At 64.0% G+C, this 17,336-nt stretch carries 13 protein-coding genes and 2 rRNA genes (1 of these 15 only partly in view); 8 read left to right on the top strand and 7 right to left on the bottom strand.

Going from position 1 to position 17,336, the window contains the following annotated elements:
- Positions 1-8: 8 nt before the first annotated feature.
- Entirely contained in the window at positions 9-1,655 is a 1,647-nt protein-coding gene (locus tag NUH88_RS15655; protein ID WP_257767333.1) for a Na/Pi cotransporter family protein, read from the top strand.
- Here NUH88_RS15655 and NUH88_RS15650 read toward each other — a convergent pair.
- The 5 genes from NUH88_RS15650 to bcoG are packed head-to-tail and all read right to left on the bottom strand — an operon-like array spanning position 1,652 to position 7,985.
- Positions 1,652-2,437 (bottom strand): carnitinyl-CoA dehydratase, encoded by a 786-nt coding sequence (locus NUH88_RS15650; RefSeq protein WP_257767332.1) that lies wholly within the window; start codon positions 2,435-2,437, stop codon positions 1,652-1,654. The two genes, NUH88_RS15655 and NUH88_RS15650, sit on opposite strands and share 4 nt — an antisense overlap.
- Entirely contained in the window at positions 2,434-4,473 is a 2,040-nt protein-coding gene (locus NUH88_RS15645; RefSeq protein WP_257767331.1) for an acetate--CoA ligase family protein, read from the bottom strand. The genes NUH88_RS15650 and NUH88_RS15645 overlap by 4 nt, the downstream gene beginning before the upstream one ends.
- Before the next feature lie 4 nt (positions 4,474-4,477).
- Positions 4,478-5,638 carry an acyl-CoA dehydrogenase family protein gene (locus NUH88_RS15640; protein WP_257767330.1) on the bottom strand — a complete coding sequence of 387 codons (1,161 nt, stop codon included), beginning with the start codon at positions 5,636-5,638 and terminating at the stop codon, positions 4,478-4,480.
- Entirely contained in the window at positions 5,638-7,080 is a 1,443-nt protein-coding gene (locus tag NUH88_RS15635) for a carnitine 3-dehydrogenase (protein ID WP_257767329.1), read from the bottom strand. The genes NUH88_RS15640 and NUH88_RS15635 overlap by 1 nt, the downstream gene beginning before the upstream one ends.
- On the bottom strand, positions 7,077-7,985 hold the full coding sequence (gene bcoG, locus NUH88_RS15630) for a 3-dehydrocarnitine:acetyl-CoA trimethylamine transferase BcoG (protein ID WP_257767328.1): 909 nt from the start codon (positions 7,983-7,985) through the stop codon (positions 7,077-7,079). The genes NUH88_RS15635 and bcoG overlap by 4 nt, the downstream gene beginning before the upstream one ends.
- An 88-nt stretch (positions 7,986-8,073) precedes the next feature.
- Between bcoG and NUH88_RS15625 the strand changes: the two genes are divergently transcribed.
- The 7 genes from NUH88_RS15625 to NUH88_RS15595 all read left to right on the top strand — a co-directional run bounded on the left by NUH88_RS15625 (position 8,074) and on the right by NUH88_RS15595 (position 16,278).
- Positions 8,074-9,015: a GlxA family transcriptional regulator gene (locus NUH88_RS15625; protein ID WP_257767327.1), complete on the top strand. Its 942-nt coding sequence runs from the start codon at positions 8,074-8,076 to the stop codon at positions 9,013-9,015.
- A 106-nt stretch (positions 9,016-9,121) separates the two neighbouring features.
- Complete coding sequence (locus NUH88_RS15620; RefSeq protein ID WP_257767326.1) at positions 9,122-9,418, top strand: hypothetical protein; 297 nt, start codon at positions 9,122-9,124, stop codon at positions 9,416-9,418.
- Between the two features lie 223 nt (positions 9,419-9,641).
- Positions 9,642-10,742, top strand: a complete 1,101-nt coding sequence (locus NUH88_RS15615) for a type 2 periplasmic-binding domain-containing protein (protein ID WP_257767325.1) — start codon at positions 9,642-9,644, stop codon at positions 10,740-10,742.
- Between the two features lie 73 nt (positions 10,743-10,815).
- Entirely contained in the window at positions 10,816-12,831 is a 2,016-nt protein-coding gene (locus NUH88_RS15610; RefSeq protein ID WP_257767324.1) for a tripartite tricarboxylate transporter permease, read from the top strand.
- Between the two features lie 38 nt (positions 12,832-12,869).
- A complete protein-coding gene (locus tag NUH88_RS15605; protein ID WP_257767323.1) occupies positions 12,870-14,336 on the top strand; it encodes an FAD-dependent oxidoreductase in 1,467 nt (488 codons plus the stop codon).
- 253 nt (positions 14,337-14,589) lie between these two features.
- Positions 14,590-15,123: a PAS domain-containing protein gene (locus NUH88_RS15600; RefSeq protein ID WP_257767322.1), complete on the top strand. Its 534-nt coding sequence runs from the start codon at positions 14,590-14,592 to the stop codon at positions 15,121-15,123.
- 3 nt (positions 15,124-15,126) lie between these two features.
- Complete coding sequence (locus NUH88_RS15595) at positions 15,127-16,278, top strand: methyl-accepting chemotaxis protein (RefSeq protein ID WP_257767321.1); 1,152 nt, start codon at positions 15,127-15,129, stop codon at positions 16,276-16,278.
- A 123-nt stretch (positions 16,279-16,401) separates the two neighbouring features.
- On the opposite strand, the gene rrf is transcribed toward NUH88_RS15595, so the two are convergent.
- Together rrf and NUH88_RS15585 are read right to left on the bottom strand one after the other, a co-directional pair.
- A 5S ribosomal RNA gene (gene rrf / locus NUH88_RS15590) occupies positions 16,402-16,516 on the bottom strand.
- A 96-nt stretch (positions 16,517-16,612) separates the two neighbouring features.
- Positions 16,613-17,336, bottom strand: a 23S ribosomal RNA gene (locus NUH88_RS15585) (it continues 2,019 nt past the right edge of the window).

Below are 17,336 nucleotides of genomic sequence, written 5' to 3'. Positions count from 1 at the left end.
TCGAGGCTATGGAAATTCTCATCAATATACTTGGAGGGGTTGCCCTGCTCCTCTGGGGCGTACGTATGGTGCGGACCGGTGTTACGAGGGCATTCGGATCCAGCATCCGGCGCGGGATCGCCGCCGCCACACGGAACCGGCTGAGTTCTTTCGTCACCGGCCTCGGCGTCACAGCTGTCCTGCAGAGCAGTACGGCCACCGCGCTGATTGTCAGTTCGTTCGGCAGCCGGAAGATGATCGGGGTCAGCGCTGGGCTCGCCATCATGCTGGGCGCCGACGTCGGCAGCACGATTGTGGTTCAGGTATTGGCATTCGACGTCACCTGGATGTCCCCGGTCCTCCTCTTTATCGGGGTCACCACGTTCCTCTCGTCGGAGAATTCGCGCCGCAAAGCCATCGCCCGGATTTTCATTGGGCTCGGCCTGATGCTGCTGGCCATCAAGCTCGTGATGCTTGCGTCCGTTCCCTTGCGCGAAGGTCCTACGATCTCGATGCTGCTGGCCCCGCTGAGAAGCGAACCGGTGCTCGCCATCCTCTTCGCCGCGCTTCTGACCTGGATGGCCCATTCCAGCCTGACAGTCATCGTGCTGATCATGACCCTGGTCTCGCTCAACGTGGTCGAACTTCAGGTCGCGATCATGCTTGTACTGGGCGCGAATATCGGTAGCGCGATCACACCTGTTGCCATGAACTGGGGGGCGGAACCGGCGGCGCGGCGCGTGCCTGTCGGCAATCTCTTGATGCGCACGGCCGGCGTCATCTCGCTGTTCGCCTTCATTCCGTGGATAGTTCCGGCCTTCTCGGACTATTCCGTCGATTCCGCCCATCTGATCGCGAACATCCATACCGGCTTCAACCTCGCCGTCGCGTTTGTGTTCCTGCCGGTAATCGGGGGGATCGCCCGTTTCGTGACTCGGATCCTCCCGGATCGCCCGGGAGCGGAGGACCTTCTCGCCCCCCGGCATCTCGAAGAAGAAAGTCTCGACACCCCGACCGTTGCGCTTTCGGCCGCGGCGCGGGAAACCCTGCGCATGGGGGATACGGTTCAGTCGATGCTCCTGCGCTCGATGGACGTGCTACGCGGGGGAACCCCCGAACAGATCAAGGAAATCGAGCGCGAAGACGACGTTGTCGATGCATTGCACGAGGCCGTGAAACTCTATCTGACGAAGCTATCGCGTCAGGAGCTCGACCCGGCGGAGAGCCAGCGGGTGGTCGAGATTCTCAGCTTCACCACCAACTTGGAGCATATCGGCGACATCATAGATAAGAACCTGATGGAGCTTGCCGCCAAGAAACTCAAGGACGGCGCGGTGTTCTCTCATGACGGCCTCGAGGAACTGGAGGCGTTTCATGCCGAGGTACTCGCGAATCTGAAGCTCGCGCTCAGTATTTTCATGACCGGAGATCATCGATTGGCGCGGCGCCTGATGGAACAGAAGGTCCATATCCGCGAACTTGAACAGAGGTTCTCGGAGGCACACTACACCCGTATCAGGGAAGGCAAGGCGGAGTCGCTCGGTAGTTCCTCCCTGCATCTGGACGTATTGCGCGACCTGAAGCGGATCAACAGCCACATAACCTCCGTCGCCTACCCGATTTTGGAATCGACCGGGCAGATCGCGGAGAGCCGGCTGCGCGACGAGGCCCCCTAGCGTCCCTTCCAGACCGGATCGCGCCCCTCCGCGAACGCAGTATAGCCTTCGCGATTGTCCTCGGAATCGTAGAGCCGGTCGACAGTCTCGAACTGCCTCTTGGTGATCCGGTTCATCGCGTCCTGGAAGGTCATGTCCTCGGCCTCGCGGACGATCTCCTTAATGCAGGCGAAGACCAGCGGCGGACCTGAGGCGAGATGCTTTGCCAGCTTGCGCGCCTCCTCCATCAGGGAGGCCGCCGGATGGATGCGGTTCACGAAGCCCCAGCGCGCCGCCTCCTCCGCCTCGAGCCAGCGGCCGGTGAAGAGCATCTCCATCGCAATGTGATAAGGAATGCGCTTCGGCAGCTTGACCGTCGCCGCGTCCGCCACGGTGCCCGAGCGGATTTCCGGCAAGGAGAAGGTCGCATGATCGGCGGCAAGGATGATGTCGGCCGAAAGCGCGAGCTCGAGTCCGCCGCCGCAACAGATCCCGTTCACCGCCGCGATCACCGGCTTGTTGAGACCCCGCAGCTCCTGCAACCCGCCGAACCCGCCGACGCCGTAGTTCCCGTCGACCTCGTCGCCGGCAGCCGCCGCCTTCAGGTCCCAGCCCGGGCAGAAGAATTTCTCGCCGCCGCCGGTGACGATACAGACCCGAAGCTCCGGATCGTCACGGAACGCGGCAAAGGTATCGCCCATGATCTGGCTGGTCGCGAGATCGATCGCGTTCGCCTTCGGCCGGTCGAGGGTGACCTCGAGGACATGCCCGTCCCGCCGGGTCTTGATCGGGCCTTCGCTCATTCTTCATCTCCCATCCTGATCAGGGCGTCCACCGCCATCGCTCCGTTCTCAAGGCAGAGCAACGGGTTGATTTCGACTTCCTCGATCCGTTCGGCATGCGCCGTGACGAAATCCTGCACCGCGAGGACCGCGCGGACAATCGCTCCGCGGTCGGCCGCGGACGCGCCGCGATAGCCGTCCAGCAGCGGCGCCATGCGCAAACATGACAAAGCGGTATCAATATCCTCGGCGGTCACCGGCAATAGCAGGCAGGTACTGTCGTCGAGGATCTCCGTCTTTGTCCCGCCGGCGGCGAGCGTCAGCAGATATCCGTGTGCCGGATCCAGCGTGACGCCAACCAGTAGCTCCGCCACCGCGCCTCCGATCATCGGCTCGACGAGAAAGCGATCCGCGCTCATCCCGCGCGCTGCGTCCATCAGCGCCGCCTCGCCGTCGATACCGAGTGCGACGGCACCCGCCTCACTTTTATGCGCCAGTCCGAGACCTTTCAGCACCAGCGGGTAACCGACCTCGGCCGCCGCTGTCGCAAGCCCGCCGCAAGCCGCTTCGACAGAGCCCGGTACCGGCACGCCGAAACCGGCGAGCAGACGCTTGGCGTCACCCTCACCGACGACCCGGCTGTCCTTCGGCGGCAAGGGCGGCAGCGGCGCGTGATCGGCGAGCCGCGCCCGGCCGACGAAAGCCGCCGCCTCCACGGCTGCCAGCGCGTCGTCCAGCCCGGCCAGAGGAGCAATCCCGCGGGCCATGATCTTTTCCGCGATTTTTTCCGGCAGGTTTTCCGGCAGGGAAGCAAGCACCCCCATAGGCTTGCCGGTTTCCGCCACCGTCATCTCGACCGCGTCGATCACCTTCTCCCAGTCGGCGACGCTGCCGAGCCCGGCGCGCGGAAAATCGAGCACGGCGAGGCCGAAATCCGCCGCGCCGCGCATCATCGCGCTGAAGGTGCGCGCGGTCGCGTCCGTGTCGCCCCAGATATAGGTGTGATAGTCGAGCGGATTGGCGAGCGCGACCTTCGGGCCGAGCGCCTCGCCGAGGTCCCGCATCTGGTCCCCCATGAGCGGCGGATAGCCGAGATCGAAACCGAGCGCGGTGTCCGCCATCATCCCCGCCTCGCCGCCGGAGCAGGACATGGAGGCGATCCGGTTGGAGGCGAGCGGCCCCGCGACATGCAGCAGCTTCAGGGTTTCAAGGAACGCCGACAGGCTGCGCACCTCGGCAATCCCGAGGCGTTGCAACAGAGCGGAGGCACCCGCGTGCCCGCCGGAAAGCGATGCCGTATGCGAAACCGCTCCGGCGCGCGCCTCTTCGGACCGCCCGACCTTGAGCGCCACGAGCGGCTTGCCAAGCTCCGCCGCTTTCCGCGCCATCGCGGCGAAGGCGGCGAGATCGCCCACGCCTTCGATATAGAAACCGAGCGCCGTCACCCGATCGTCCGCCAGCAGCGCCTCGGCGATCTCCGCGAGACTGGTCTGCGCCTGGTTGCCGACCGTCGCCATGTAGGCGATTGGCAGGCCGCGCTGCTGCATGGTGAGGTTGATGGCGATGTTGGAGGACTGGGCGACGATCGCGACCCCGCGCTCTACATGCCGGCCGCCATGCAGGTCGGGCCAGAGCGCCACGCCGTCGAGGTAGTTGAGAATGCCGTAGCAGTTCGGCCCGAGTACCGCCAGCTCACCCGCGGCTTCGATCAGCTCCGCCTGCAGGTCGGCGCCGTCGCCGGTCTCCGCCAGCGCCTCGCTGAAGCCGCTGGCGAAACAGACAGCTCCACCGGCACCGCGCGCCGCGAGCGCCCGGACCGCCTCGACGGTGGCATGACGGTTGATGCCAATGAAAGTCGCGTCCGGCGCTCCGGGCAGATCCTCGATGGACGCATAGGCAGTACGCCCCGCGACCTCGGACCGCTTCGGATGCACCGGCCAGACCGCGCCCCCGAAACCGATCTTGGCGCATTCGGAGACCACGTTGGCGCACCAGGCACCGCCACCGATGACCGCAATAGACTTCGGCCGGAACAGGCGTTCGAGCCCTGGACGCATGGCCTCAGGCGCCGAGTGGCCGGAGCAGTTCCCGGCTGATGATGTGGCGCTGGATCTCGGAGGTACCGTCCCAGATCCGCTCGACCCGCGCGTCGCGCCAGAAGCGCTCGATCGGGAAATCGTCCATCAGGCCCATGCCGCCATAGATCTGCAGGGTGGCGTCCGTCACCCGCGCCAGCATCTCCGAGGCATAGACCTTGGCACTTGCGATCTCGCGGTTCGCCGGCAGTCCCTGATCGAGCCGCCAGGCGGCGTAGAGCGTGAGCCAGTCGGCGGCGTCGATCTCGGTGATCATGTCGGCGAGCTGGAAGCTGACGCCCTGGAACTTGCCGATCTGCTGGCCGAACTGCTTGCGCTCGGCCGCATAGGCAAGACCCATGTCGAAACAACGGCGTGCCCGCCCGACGGACATGGTCGCCACCGTGATGCGCGTCGCGTAGAGCCACTCGTTCATCACCGCGAAGCCGCCATCGACCTCGCCCAGCACCTGCGCGTCCGGCAGTCGGCAATCGTCGAATTCCAGGATCATGTTCTTGTAGCCGCGATGGCTGACAGACTTATAGCCGTCGCGGATGGTGAAGCCGGGTGTGCCCCGGTCGACGAGGAAAGCGGTGATCTTCTTTTTCGGCCCGCGCGGCGTCTCCTCCTCGCCGGTCGCGATGAAGACGATGATGAAATCCGCATGGTCGGCGCCGGAGATGAAATGCTTGGTGCCGTTCACCACCCAGTCGCCGCCGTCGCGCTTCGCAGCGCAGCTCATGCCCCGCACATCGGATCCGGCACCGGGCTCGGTCATCGCCAGCGCGTCCATCTTCTCGCCCTTCACCGCGGGCGTCAGGTAGCGCTCGATCTGGTCGCCCTTGCAGGCCATCAGGATATTCTGCGGGCGGCCGAAGAAGTGGTTGAGCGCCATCGAGCCGCGGCCGAGTTCGCGCTCGACCAGCGCGAAATCGAGATGGGAAAGCCCGCCGCCGCCGACCTCTTCGGGGAAATTGCAGGCATAGAAGCCGATATCGAGACATTTCTGCTTGATCGCGTCGGCCTGCTCGGGCCGGACCTCGCCGGTGCGTTCGACCTCGGCCTCGTGCGGGTAGATCTCGGTCTCGACGAACTCGCGCACGGTCGAGACGATCATCTCCTGTTCTTCGCTCAAGCCGAAATGCATCAGAGCAGCTCCCTTTCGTCCGGTTGCGGGAGAACGGCATGGGCCGCCGCGAGCGCCTCCACCTTCTGCAGCACCGCATCGTCCGGCACGGAGGACCGGCGGGTCGTGAGATCAACATGGATCATCAGCTGCTCGCCGGTCGCCAGCTCCTCGCCCGCCTCGTTCTTCATGCGGTGGAAGACGCGGTACTTCTTGCCCTTGCCTTCAAGCACCTGGCTGTCCACCAGGATGCGCTGGCCGGCGAGGGTCTCGTTCAGATAGCGGATCCGGCTGTCGACGGTGAAGTAGCTCTTGCCGCTCTCGATATAAGCAGGATCGGCGCCGACGAGACGCATCATCGCGTCGGCGGCGTCCGAGAAGACCTGACCGTAGCGGCTCTCGTTCATGTGCCCGTTATAGTCCGTCCAGTCGACGGGCACGGTGCGGTCGATGGTGCGGACCAGCGCGCCCTCGGCCGCCGGCCGGGCCAATGTCTCCTCATGCTCGGCGATCAGCTTTCCGGCCGCCGCCCCCTGCTGTTTCAGCGCCCGCATCATGGCGACCAGATTGTTGTCGCGCAGCCGCTCCAGCTCGCGGATCGTGAGTGCGCCGGACTGGGTGTCCGACTGGTCGGCGATCTGCTTGATGAGGTCGTCGGTCAGCTCCGGCACGTCCATCAGCTTGGTCCAGGGCCATTTCAAGGCCGGACCGAACTGGGCGATGAAATGCGCCATCCCGGCCTCGCCGCCGGCGATCCGGTAGGTCTCGAACAGCCCCATCTGCGCCCAGCGGAGACCGAACCCGTAGCGGATCGCGTTGTCGATCTCTTCCGTTGTCGCGACGCCGTCCTTCACCAGCCAGAGCGCCTCGCGCCAGACGGCCTCGAGGAACCGGTCGGCGATATGGGCGTCGATCTCCGCGCGCACGCGGAGGGGGTAGAGCCCGACCGATTTCAGAATAGCTTCCGCCGCGCCCACGGCCGCCTCGTCCGCGCCCGGTCCGGGGACCACCTCGATCAGCGGCAACAGGTAGACCGGGTTGAAGGGATGGGCGACGAAGATGCGGCCCGGATGCTTGGCGCCCTCGGAGAGCTCCGACGGCTTGAAGCCTGAGGTGGACGAGCCGACCGGCGTCTTCATGGCGGCCGAGGCCTCGATCTTGGCGAAGACCTTGTGTTTCAGGTCCAGCCGCTCTGGCACGCTCTCCTGGATATAGACCGCGCCCGCAACCGCCTCGGAGATCGTCGCGACATGGGTCAGCGTTCCTTCTTCGGGCAATGCGATTTCGTAGAGCATCGGCAGGGCATGACGGGCATTGCCAAGCACTTCGGACATCTTGCGCTCGGCCTCGGGATCGGGGTCGAACAGGCGCACGTCCCAGCCGTTCAGCAGGAAGCGCGCCGCCCAGGCGCCGCCGATGACGCCGCCGCCGATGATGGCGGCCGTCTTTTTCGCGGAACTCATTTCGGCGCCCGCTTCACGAGGCCGAGCTTGTCGCGGACGGCTTGCGGCCCGATCACCGTCGCCCCGAGATTCTCGATGATGGTGACCGCCTTCTCGACAAGCTGCGCGTTTGTCGCGAGCTGTCCCTTGGCGAGCCAGAGATTGTCCTCCAGTCCGACACGGACATTGCCGCCGGCCAGTACGGAAGCGGCGACATAGGGCATCTGGTTGCGGCCAAGCGCGAAGGCCGACCAGGTCCAGTCCGCCGGGACATTGTTCACCATCGCCATGAAGGTGTTGAGATCGTCCGGCGCGCCCCAGGGAACGCCCATGCAGAGCTGCACCAGCGCCGGCGAGGTCAGCACACCGTCCTCGACCAGCTTCTTCGCGAGCCAGAGATGCCCGGTATCGAAGGCTTCGATCTCCGGTTTCACGCCGAGCTCGGTCATCATCGACCCCATCGCGTCGAGCATGCCCGGCGTGTTGGTCATGACGTAGTCTTTTTCGGCGAAGTTCATGGTGCCGCAATCGAGCGTGCAGATCTCCGGCAGGCACTCGGCGATATGGGCGACGCGTTCCTCGGCCGAGACCATGTCCGTGCCCTCGACCAGCGGCAGCGGCTTCGAGGGGCTGCCGAACACCAGGTCGCCCCCCATTCCGGAGGTCAGGTTGAGCACCACGTCGACCTCGGCGTCGCGGATCCGGTCGGTTACCTCTCGATAATATTTCAGGTCGCGCGAGGGCGTGCCGGTCTCGGGATCGCGCACATGACAGTGCACAACGGCGGCACCGGCCTTGGCGGCGGCGATGGCGCTCTCGGCGATCTGCTGCGGGCTGCGCGGTACGTGCGGGCTGCGGTCCTGCGTGCCTCCGGATCCGGTCACGGCACAGGTCACGAAGACTTCGCGGTTCATCTCAAGAGGCATCCCAATCTCCCGAAGGCGGTCATTCAATCGATCGGCGTCAGCCTAAGATGCGTTGACAGACGCCATCATGCCAAATTAGCTGCTTTGCATGCCGATTTGGATCAATCAGCGCGGCGGCACCCAGGAGGTCTCGGTCCTTCTGTTCGACCGCTTCTCCAACTACTGCCTCGCCAACACCATCGAGCCGATGCGGGCGGCGAACGATTTTCTCGGCGGGGCTGCCTATCGCTGGCGTCTGGTCAGCCTCGACGGGTCACCGGTCGTCTCCTCCAGCGGCATCCGGCTGATGCCGGACGGAAAGCTGGCTGACGAGCCCGGCGGCGACGCGCTCTTCGTCCTGCCGAGTTATGGCTACAGGAAGCTTGGAACCCCGGCCTGCCTTGGCGCGCTCAGGGCCGCCGCGCGCCGCTTCGAGACGCTTGTCGGCCTCGACGCCGGCAGCTGGCTGCTCGCGGAGGCGGGGCTGCTGAACGCCTATGCCGCCACGATCCATTTTGACGAATTCGACCGGTTCTCGGAGCAGTTCCCCGAAGTGAATGCCCGCCGGGAGCGCTGGATTATCGACCGGGACCGGATGAGCGCGGGTGGCGCGACGACCGCGTTCGAGCTCATGCAGCATCTCATCGCCGCCGCTCACGGCAGCGCGGTTTCGATCGAGATCGCCGGATTGTTCATGCAGGGGGAGGAGACCGTCCGGACCCTGGCGGGCACTGCCGCCGGCGACCGCCGGGTGCAGCGCGCGGTCGCCCTGATGCGCGACAATCTCGAGGCGCCGCTTCCCATAGCGGAGATCGCCCGCGCCGCGGGCTGCCGCCAGCGCGATCTGGAGACCCGCTTCCGCCGCGCCTTCGGCACGGTCCCGCGCACCGTCTATAAACAGCTTCGGATGGCGGAAGCGCTGCGCCTCGTGCGCGAGGGCGATCTCGCCATCGCCGAGATCGCGGTCCGTTGCGGCTATGGCGACGCCAGCGCCTTCACGCGGGCGTTCCGGCGCACCTACGGGCAGACCCCGAGATCGCACAGTCCCTGACTGCGCTCGGGAGGCAGTTTGTAAAGTTAGGTAATTTCCCGTGTGGCCACGACGGCTCGCGGAGGTGGGCGCGTTACGGGGGTATCACAGATCCCCGGAGGCAGGCATGGCAGCCCCCACGACGCATCGAAGCGGCATTGCCCGATATTCCACCATTCAACAGGCGGAGGCGTTCAAGCAGGCCTCCCTACCAACCGCCCTCAAGACCGAACTCGCGGCGATCCGCGCGGCAAACAGTGCGGCAGCCTCTGGAAAAGCCAGCGATACCAGAGAGCTCGCCGAGGCCAATTCATCGCGCGGCTTCGCCGAGGCGCTAGCAAACGCGCTGCATGCAGGTGACAAACCCCGTCCACTTTCCGGCTTTCGCCCCCTCGCCCGTTTCCCGATGCATGGCGACGAATGAGGTCTTTCAGACCCGGCTCCAAAACACCCCGCCCCGAAATGCGATGCATAATTCTTATACGAGTATGCCGCTATTGAATTTGAAGCCTGACCGACATCAATAAAAACTCCCCGCAAGTTCGTCGCATCCAGTCAGTGGGCCGAATTCTGCCAGAGAAGCAGAGCGAATGCGGCGCTGATACAGCTTCAAAAAACCTATACCGAAGGACAGGGAGGTTCAGGGTATGAGACTGATTTCACGCGTGCGCAGCCTTGCGGCCAGCGCGGCGACTATCGGCATTTGCGCTTTCGGGGCTATGAGCCCGGCCGCCGCCGATCTCGATCTTTCCGGCAAGACCGTCGATTTCGTCATTCCGTTCTCGGAATCCGGCGGCTCCGCGAAATGGGCCAACTTCTACGCCCCTCTGCTGAGCGAGGCCCTGCCCGGCAAACCGACCGTGGCGGTGAAATACATGCCCGGTGCCGGGTCCACCAAAGGCGCCAACTGGTTCCAGAAGCAGAAATACGAGGACGGCACGCTGATCTTCGGCTCTTCCGGCTCGACCCAGTTCCCCTACATGCTGGACGATCCGCGGGTACGCTACGAATACAACGACTGGAACGTGGTGCTCGCCTCGGGCGTCGGCGGCGTTGCCTATCTGCCGCCGGACATCGCCAAGAAATTCGACGGCGACGCGGACGATCTCGGCGATATCGACTTCATCTGGGGCTCCCAGGGCGCGACCCGTCTCGATCTCGTCCCTCTGCTGGCCTGGGAGATGCTCGGCATGAAGGTCGAACCGGTCTTCGGCATCAAGGGCCGCGGCGCCGGCCGCCTGATGTTCGAACGCGGCGAGGCCAATATCGACTACCAGACATCGCCGGCCTATCTGAAGGCCGTCGTTCCGCTGGTCGAAGGCGGCAAGGCCGTACCGATGATGAGCTGGGGCGTGCTCGACGCCAATGGCGACATCGTGCGCGACCCGACCTTCCCGGACATGCCGACCTTCAAGGAAGTCTGCGAGGCGACCGCGGCCTGCGAGACGTCCGGCGATGTTTGGGATGCCTGGAAAGCCTTCTTCATCGCCGGCTTCCCGGCGCAGAAGATGGTCTTCCTGCCGCAGGGTGCGCCGCAGGAGGCGATGGACACCTACAAGAAGGCCTTCGAGGCTGTCATCGCACGGCCGGACTTCAAGGAAATGGCCGCCGCCCGGCTCGGGATCTATCCGCAGCTGACCGGCAAGCAGGCCGATGCGACGCTCAAGCTCGGCACCCAGGTTCCGGCGAAGGCGAAGACCTTCGTGAAGACCTGGCTGAACGAACGCTACGGCGTGAAGCTCAACTAAGCCTTCTTCGGAAACGCCCCCGAGCCGGTTAAGCTCGGGGGCGCGTCCATTTTCAAGCATCACGGACCGACCGATGGACCTGTTGTCGACGGCGCTTCCTGCCCTGGGCGAAGCGTTTTCCCTGATTCTGCAGCCGGAGCAGCTCGGCTATCTCTTTCTCGGCGTGGTGCTCGGCCTTTCCGTCGGCGTTTTCCCGGGACTTGGCGGCATTGCCGGACTCTCAATGGTTCTGCCGTTCATCTTCGGCATGGATCCGGTCTCCGGTCTCGCCCTCATGGTCGGCCTGATCGCGGTCATTCCGACCTCAGACACCTTCGCCAGCGTGCTGATGGGCATTCCGGGCTCCTCGGCGAGCCAGGCGACTGTCCTCGACGGCTTTCCGCTCGCCAAGAAGGGCGAAGCCGCGCGCGCGCTGTCCGCCGCGTTCGCCTCCTCCCTTTTCGGCGGCCTGCTCGGCGCTGCGGTGCTCACCGTCTTCATCCTGATCGCCCGCCCGATCGTGCTCGCTTTCGGGCTGCCGGAAATGCTGATGATCACGGTCCTCGGGCTTTCGGTCGTCGCGATCCTCGCCGGGCGAGTGCCGCTGAAGGGCGTTGCGGCTGCGGGTCTGGGCCTCATGGTCGGCACCATCGGCGAGGCCGGAGCCGGGGGCAGTCTCCGCATGTCGACCTACGACATCCCCTACCTGATCGACGGGCTAAGCCTCGTCATTGTCGGCCTCGGCATCTTTGCCATCCCGGAGATCGTCGGCCTGCTCCGGCACGCCCGCCCGATTTCCTCCGATGGCGGCCTCGGCGCCGGCTGGGCGCACGGCGTCCGGGACTGGTGGCGCAACAAGTGGCTCTCCGTCCGCTGCTCGGTGATCGGCGTGATCGTCGGCGTCATTCCCGGCCTTGGCGGCGCGGTGGTCGACTGGATCGCCTACGGGCACACCGTACAGTCGACGAAGGACAAGTCCGGCTTCGGCTCCGGCGACATCCGCGGTGTCATCGGCCCGGAATCCTCCAACAATGCCAAGGAAGGCGGCGGCCTCGTCCCGACCATCATCTTCGGAATTCCCGGCAGCGGCTCGATGGCGGTCTTTCTCGGCGGGCTCGGCCTGCTCGGTTACGATGCCGGTCCGCAGCTGATCCAGTACGATCTCGACATCACCTATACGATCATGTGGTCGCTCGCGATCGCCAATGTGGTCGGCGCGGGTCTTTGCATCATGCTTTCCGGCACCATCGCCAGGCTGACCACGATCCGCTTCACGCTGCTGGCGCCTTTCCTCTTCATGATGATCGCCTTCGCGGCCTTCCAGTCGCGCCAGGATCTCGGCGACCTGGTCTCTCTCTTCGCCGTCGGCCTGCTCGGGATCTTCCTGCGGCGCTTCGACTGGTCGCGCCCCGCCTTCCTGATCGGTTTCGTGCTCTCGCACCAGACCGAGAACTTCACCAACATGGCGAACCAGGTCGCTGGAGCGAAATTCCGCATCGGTCTCGAGGCCGGCTTCAGCTACATCGCCTCGCCGATCGTCCTGGTGATCCTCGCCATGACAATAGTCTCGGTCGTGATCGGAATCCGGCAGGCGAAACAGCTTCTGCCCGAAGGCGAACTGCAGACCGGTGGCAAGCGCGCGCCGCTGGTCTTTCTGCTCGCGGTTACGGCCTATCTCGCGGTCGCCTGGGTCGATGCGCTGCAGATCGATCTCGTGAGCGACAAGATCTTCCCGCTGACCATCTCGTCGGTCTCGCTGATCTGCTGCCTCGCCCTCCTGATCCAGATGATGCGCGCGCCGGAGAGCCATGCAGTCTTCGCCGACCGGGAGAAGTCGGGCGAGGACGCGCATGCGACCCACGGGCTCTGGGGCACGCTTGCCTGGTTCGGCGCCCTGCTCCTGCTCTCTTCGCTGATCGGCTTCATCCTGGCGCTGGGAATCTTCCTTGTTGCCTTCTTCGCTTTCAGGGCTCGGCTCAGATGGCATCGGATCCTGCTCTTCAGCGGCGCCGGGATCGGCCTGCTCTGCATCATGGCGTACGTTCTCAACCGCGATTTTCCGCCCGGCCTGCTACAGGAAATGGTGCGCCTGCCCTGGCCTCTCGGCTGACCGTCACCAGACAGAATTCATTTGAAAGGACCGCCGCCATGATTCCCGAGACCTGGAACGAGGAAACCGACGTCGTCGTCATCGGCTTCGGCGGCGCGGGGGTCGCAACAGCCGTCACAGCTTTCGATCTCGGCGCGGAAGTCACGATCCTCGAGAAAGCACCCGAGGGTCTGCATGGCGGCAATACCCGCGTGGCGGCGCAAGGCTATCTCAACTCCTCCTCGGAGGAGGAGGCGGCGACCTATCTTCGCGCCCTCTGCGGCCGCTATCCGGTCCCCGAGGAGATGGTCCTGGTCTGGGCGCACGAGATGTGCCGCAACAACGAATGGCTCGCCGGGCTCGGCGGCGATCCGCAGGAACACCAGCACCCGCCGGCCGGCATCGAATTCCCGGAGTTGCCGGGCGCCTTCAGCTCGCACAAGTTCCATGACGGCCCGAAACTGGGTTACGGCCTCACCTGGCAGCGCTTCGAGAGTTTCGTCCACGAGCGCGACATCAAGGTCCATTACGAAGCTCCGGCGCGCGAGTTGATACAGCACCCGGAGAGCAAGGAGATCCTCGGCGTCAGGGCGGAGAAGGACGGTCGCCCCTTCACCGTGAAGGCGAGACGCGGCGTCGTGCTCACCTGCGGCGGCTTCGAGAACAACCAGGAGCTCATCCGCACCTATCTGACGGGCGTGCCCTACTGCTACCCGTCCGGCACGCCCTACAACGAGGGCGACGGCATCCCGATGGCCCAGGCGGTCGGCGCCGATCTCTGGCATATGAACAACTTCGCCGGGCCGTCCATGGCACTCAAGGTGCCGGAGTTCCCGGCCACGCTCTCGATGCAGCCGCTGCATTTCTCCAAGGAGTTTCCCGGCGGGATGATCGTCGTCGGCCCGGACGCCCGGCGCTTCGGCGACGAGAAGTTCAAGACCCGCCACGGCAAGGTCCCAGCGAACGGCACCTGGCGGGCGCTGCAGGTCCCGTGCCCGATGTACATGATCTTCGACCGCCCGCTGATGGAGGCCGGCCCCCTCTACAACAAGGAGCCGAACCGCGGCTGGACGGCGATGATCGACCGCTACGACTGGAGCGACGACAATTCGGCCGAGCTGGAAAGGGGATGGATCAAGCGGGCGGACACGCTGGAGGCCCTGGCGGAGACGGTCGGCCTCGATCCCGCTGCCCTGAGGGTCACCGTCGAACGCTGGAACGGCCAGGTCTCCACGGGCGGCGATCCCGATTTCGGCCGCAAGCTGATGCTGGCCCCACTTGCCGAACCGCCCTTCCATGCCGTCGAACTGTCACCCTCCATGATCAACACCCAGGGCGGGCCGCGGCGCAACGAGCAGGCCGAAATTCTCCGGCCGGACGGAACCCCTATCCCCCGCCTCTACAGCGCGGGCGAGCTTGGCTCGATTTTCAGCTATCTCTATCAAGGCACCGGCAATATCGGGGAATGCCTCGGCTTCGGCCGAATCGCGGGACGGAACGCGGCGGCACAATCGCCATGGGGTTGAGATCCGGCATCCGCCCGAAGAGCCTGGCAAGCCCCGCTCCCGTAGTTTTGGAGCGCGCTTGGCGACGGTCAGGCCAAAGAGTCGCAGGCACGCTCATCCCGCAATGGATGCAAGGCCATTGATCGCAACATGTTGATTTCTGTTAATTTATTGAAATACATCATTTTTTCATGGCGAATGCCATGAATGTAAGGAGTTGAAACGCACCCCGGCTTGCGGCTAATCCTGATGCCGACTGGCAACAGGTGAACCTATGCGCAAGCAAGACCTCTCCCTCACGAATGTCGAGCGGTCGCTCGACCCGGATGAACTGATTGTCACCAAGACCGACCTCTCCGGCAAGATCCGCTACGGCAACAGGACTTTCTACAAATTCGCGGGTTACAGCCCGGCGGAATGCGTCGGCACCCAGCACAATATCATCCGACATCCGGCGATGCCGCGGACGGTCTTCAAGCTTCTGTGGGACACGATCAAGACCGGCGACGAGGTCTTCGCTTACGTTAACAACCGGTCAAAGAACGGCGACAATTACTGGGTCTTCGCGCACGTGACGCCAAGCTGGAACGAAGCCGGAAAGATAGTCGGGTACCACAGCAACCGGCGCGCGCCGAACAAGACCGTGATCCACGAGCATATCGAGCCGCTTTATGCCGCCCTGCTCGAGATCGAGCGTACGAGCGGAAGCCCGAAGGACGCGCTTGCGGCCGGGGAAAGGCAAGTTCACGAACTGCTGCAGTCCAAAGGCATGTCCTTCAACGAACTCATGTTCGCACTGGGGGTTTGAGAGATGTTCGTTTCTTCCGGCAAGGCCGATATCAAAGCCGCGATCCCGATCCTGAGAGAGCTCGCCCGCGGCAACTTCGAGAGACGCATCACCCAAATTTCCGGGAACTCCGAAACAGCGGAGCTTCTGCATCTGGTCAACGATCTCGTCGATCGCTGCGATGCCTATATCCGGGAATCCGCCGCCTGCATGACCCATGTCAGCGAGAACAAATACTACCGGAAAATCATCGAGACCGGGATGCATGGCGACTTCCTCGCAGCGTCACGCAAGGTGAATGGCGCCCTCGCCGCGATCGACACCCGGGTACAACAATTCTCCGGTGTAACGGAGGAATTCGAAACCTCCGTACAGCAGATCGTCGAGGCAGTCGCGGCCGCCTCCGGTCAATTGACCGCATCCTCCGATTCCATGAGAAGCATTGCCACGGATACGAGCGAGCGGGCTACCTCTGTCGCGGCCGCGGCGGAGGAGGCCTCCGTCAATGTGCAATCCGTCGCCTCGGCCTCCGAGCAGCTCTCCGCGTCAATTGCCGAAATCAGCCACCAGGTCTCCAACGCCTCGACTGTCGCCAACGAGGCCGCCGCTCTCACCAGCCAGGTCTCAGACCGGGTCGGGAATCTCGAACAGGCGACCGGCAACATTGTCGGAGCGCTTAAGATCATCAGCGAAATTGCCGAGCAGACCAATCTGCTCGCTCTCAATGCGACCATCGAGGCCGCGCGGGCGGGCGAAGCCGGAAAAGGCTTCGCGGTCGTCGCCAGCGAGGTGAAGGCACTGGCCAACCAGACCTCCGGCGCTACCGACGAGATCAACGGCTTCGTGCGCAGCATCGAGGAAGCCAGCCAGCAGACGATCGAAGGCATCCGGGCCATTCAAAAGCAGGTAAACACGATCAACGAGGCCAATTCGGCGGTTTCCGCGGCTGTGGAAGAGCAATCGGCTGCGACCCGAGAGATCGCCGGCAATATCGAGCAGGCATCGGCCGGGACATCTGAGGTGACCGAAAACATTTCCGCCGTCACTGCTTCCGCCCAGGAGACAAGTCGGACCGCTGAAGAAGTTAATGGCGCTGCAACCACCCTCTCCGGGCAGGCCGCCTCCCTGCGCGAGATCGTCGGCGGTTTCCTCAACCGCGTACGCACAATGGTATGACCGCCAGGGGGTATGACCGTCAGGCCAGGTCCGAATGCCCGTTCAGACATGCAAAAAGCCCGTCACGAGGACGGGCTTTTTGCAGTTCGAAGAGGTTAAGCTTTTTTATTTTTCGCATAGATGACCTGGCGGCGACCTACTCTCCCGCGGCTTAAGCCGAAGTACCATTGGCGCGGAGGGTTTTCACGGCCGAGTTCGGAATGGGATCGGGTGCGGGCCCCTCGCCATGACCACCAGGTCATCGATGCGAAGAATGGAACGGGGTTCGTGTTGGATGTCTGCTTTCGGCGAAGGGCAGTGCCCTTCGGTCCGGTATTTGGTTCTGTATGAGTTATGTATCAAGCCGATCGAACGATTAGTACCGGTTAGCTTCACATGTTGCCACGCTTCCACACCCGGCCTATCGACGTGGTGGTCTTCCACGGTTCTCGGCGAGACCTGGTTTCGAGGGGGGCTTCCCGCTTAGATGCCTTCAGCGGTTATCCTTTCCGCACTTAGCTACCCTGCTGTGCCGCTGGCGCGACAACAGGTCCACCAGAGGTGCGTCCATCCCGGTCCTCTCGTACTAGGGACAGCTCCTCTCAAGTCTCGAACACCCACGGCAGATAGGGACCGAACTGTCTCACGACGTTCTAAACCCAGCTCACGTACCACTTTAATCGGCGAACAGCCGAACCCTTGGGACCTGCTCCAGCCCCAGGATGTGATGAGCCGACATCGAGGTGCCAAACACTCCCGTCGATGTGGACTCTTGGGGAGTATCAGCCTGTTATCCCCGGCGTACCTTTTATCCGTTGAGCGATGGCCCTTCCACGCGGGACCACCGGATCACTATGACCGACTTTCGTCTCTGCTCGGCCTGTCGGCCTCGCAGTCAGGCAGGCTTATGCCATTGCACTCGTCAGCTGATTTCCGTCCAGCTTGAGCCTACCTTCGCGCGCCTCCGTTACTCTTTGGGAGGCGACCGCCCCAGTCAAACTACCCGCCATGCAGGGTCCCGGACCCGGATCACGGGCCGCGGTTAGATATCAAAAAACAAAAGGGCGGTATTTCAAGGG

This window comes from Nisaea acidiphila, from assembly GCF_024662015.1.
Classification (GTDB): domain Bacteria; phylum Pseudomonadota; class Alphaproteobacteria; order Thalassobaculales; family Thalassobaculaceae; genus Nisaea; species Nisaea acidiphila.
The sequence above is the reverse complement of the archived record's forward strand: the minus strand, read 5'-3'. Positions and strand labels throughout refer to the sequence as shown.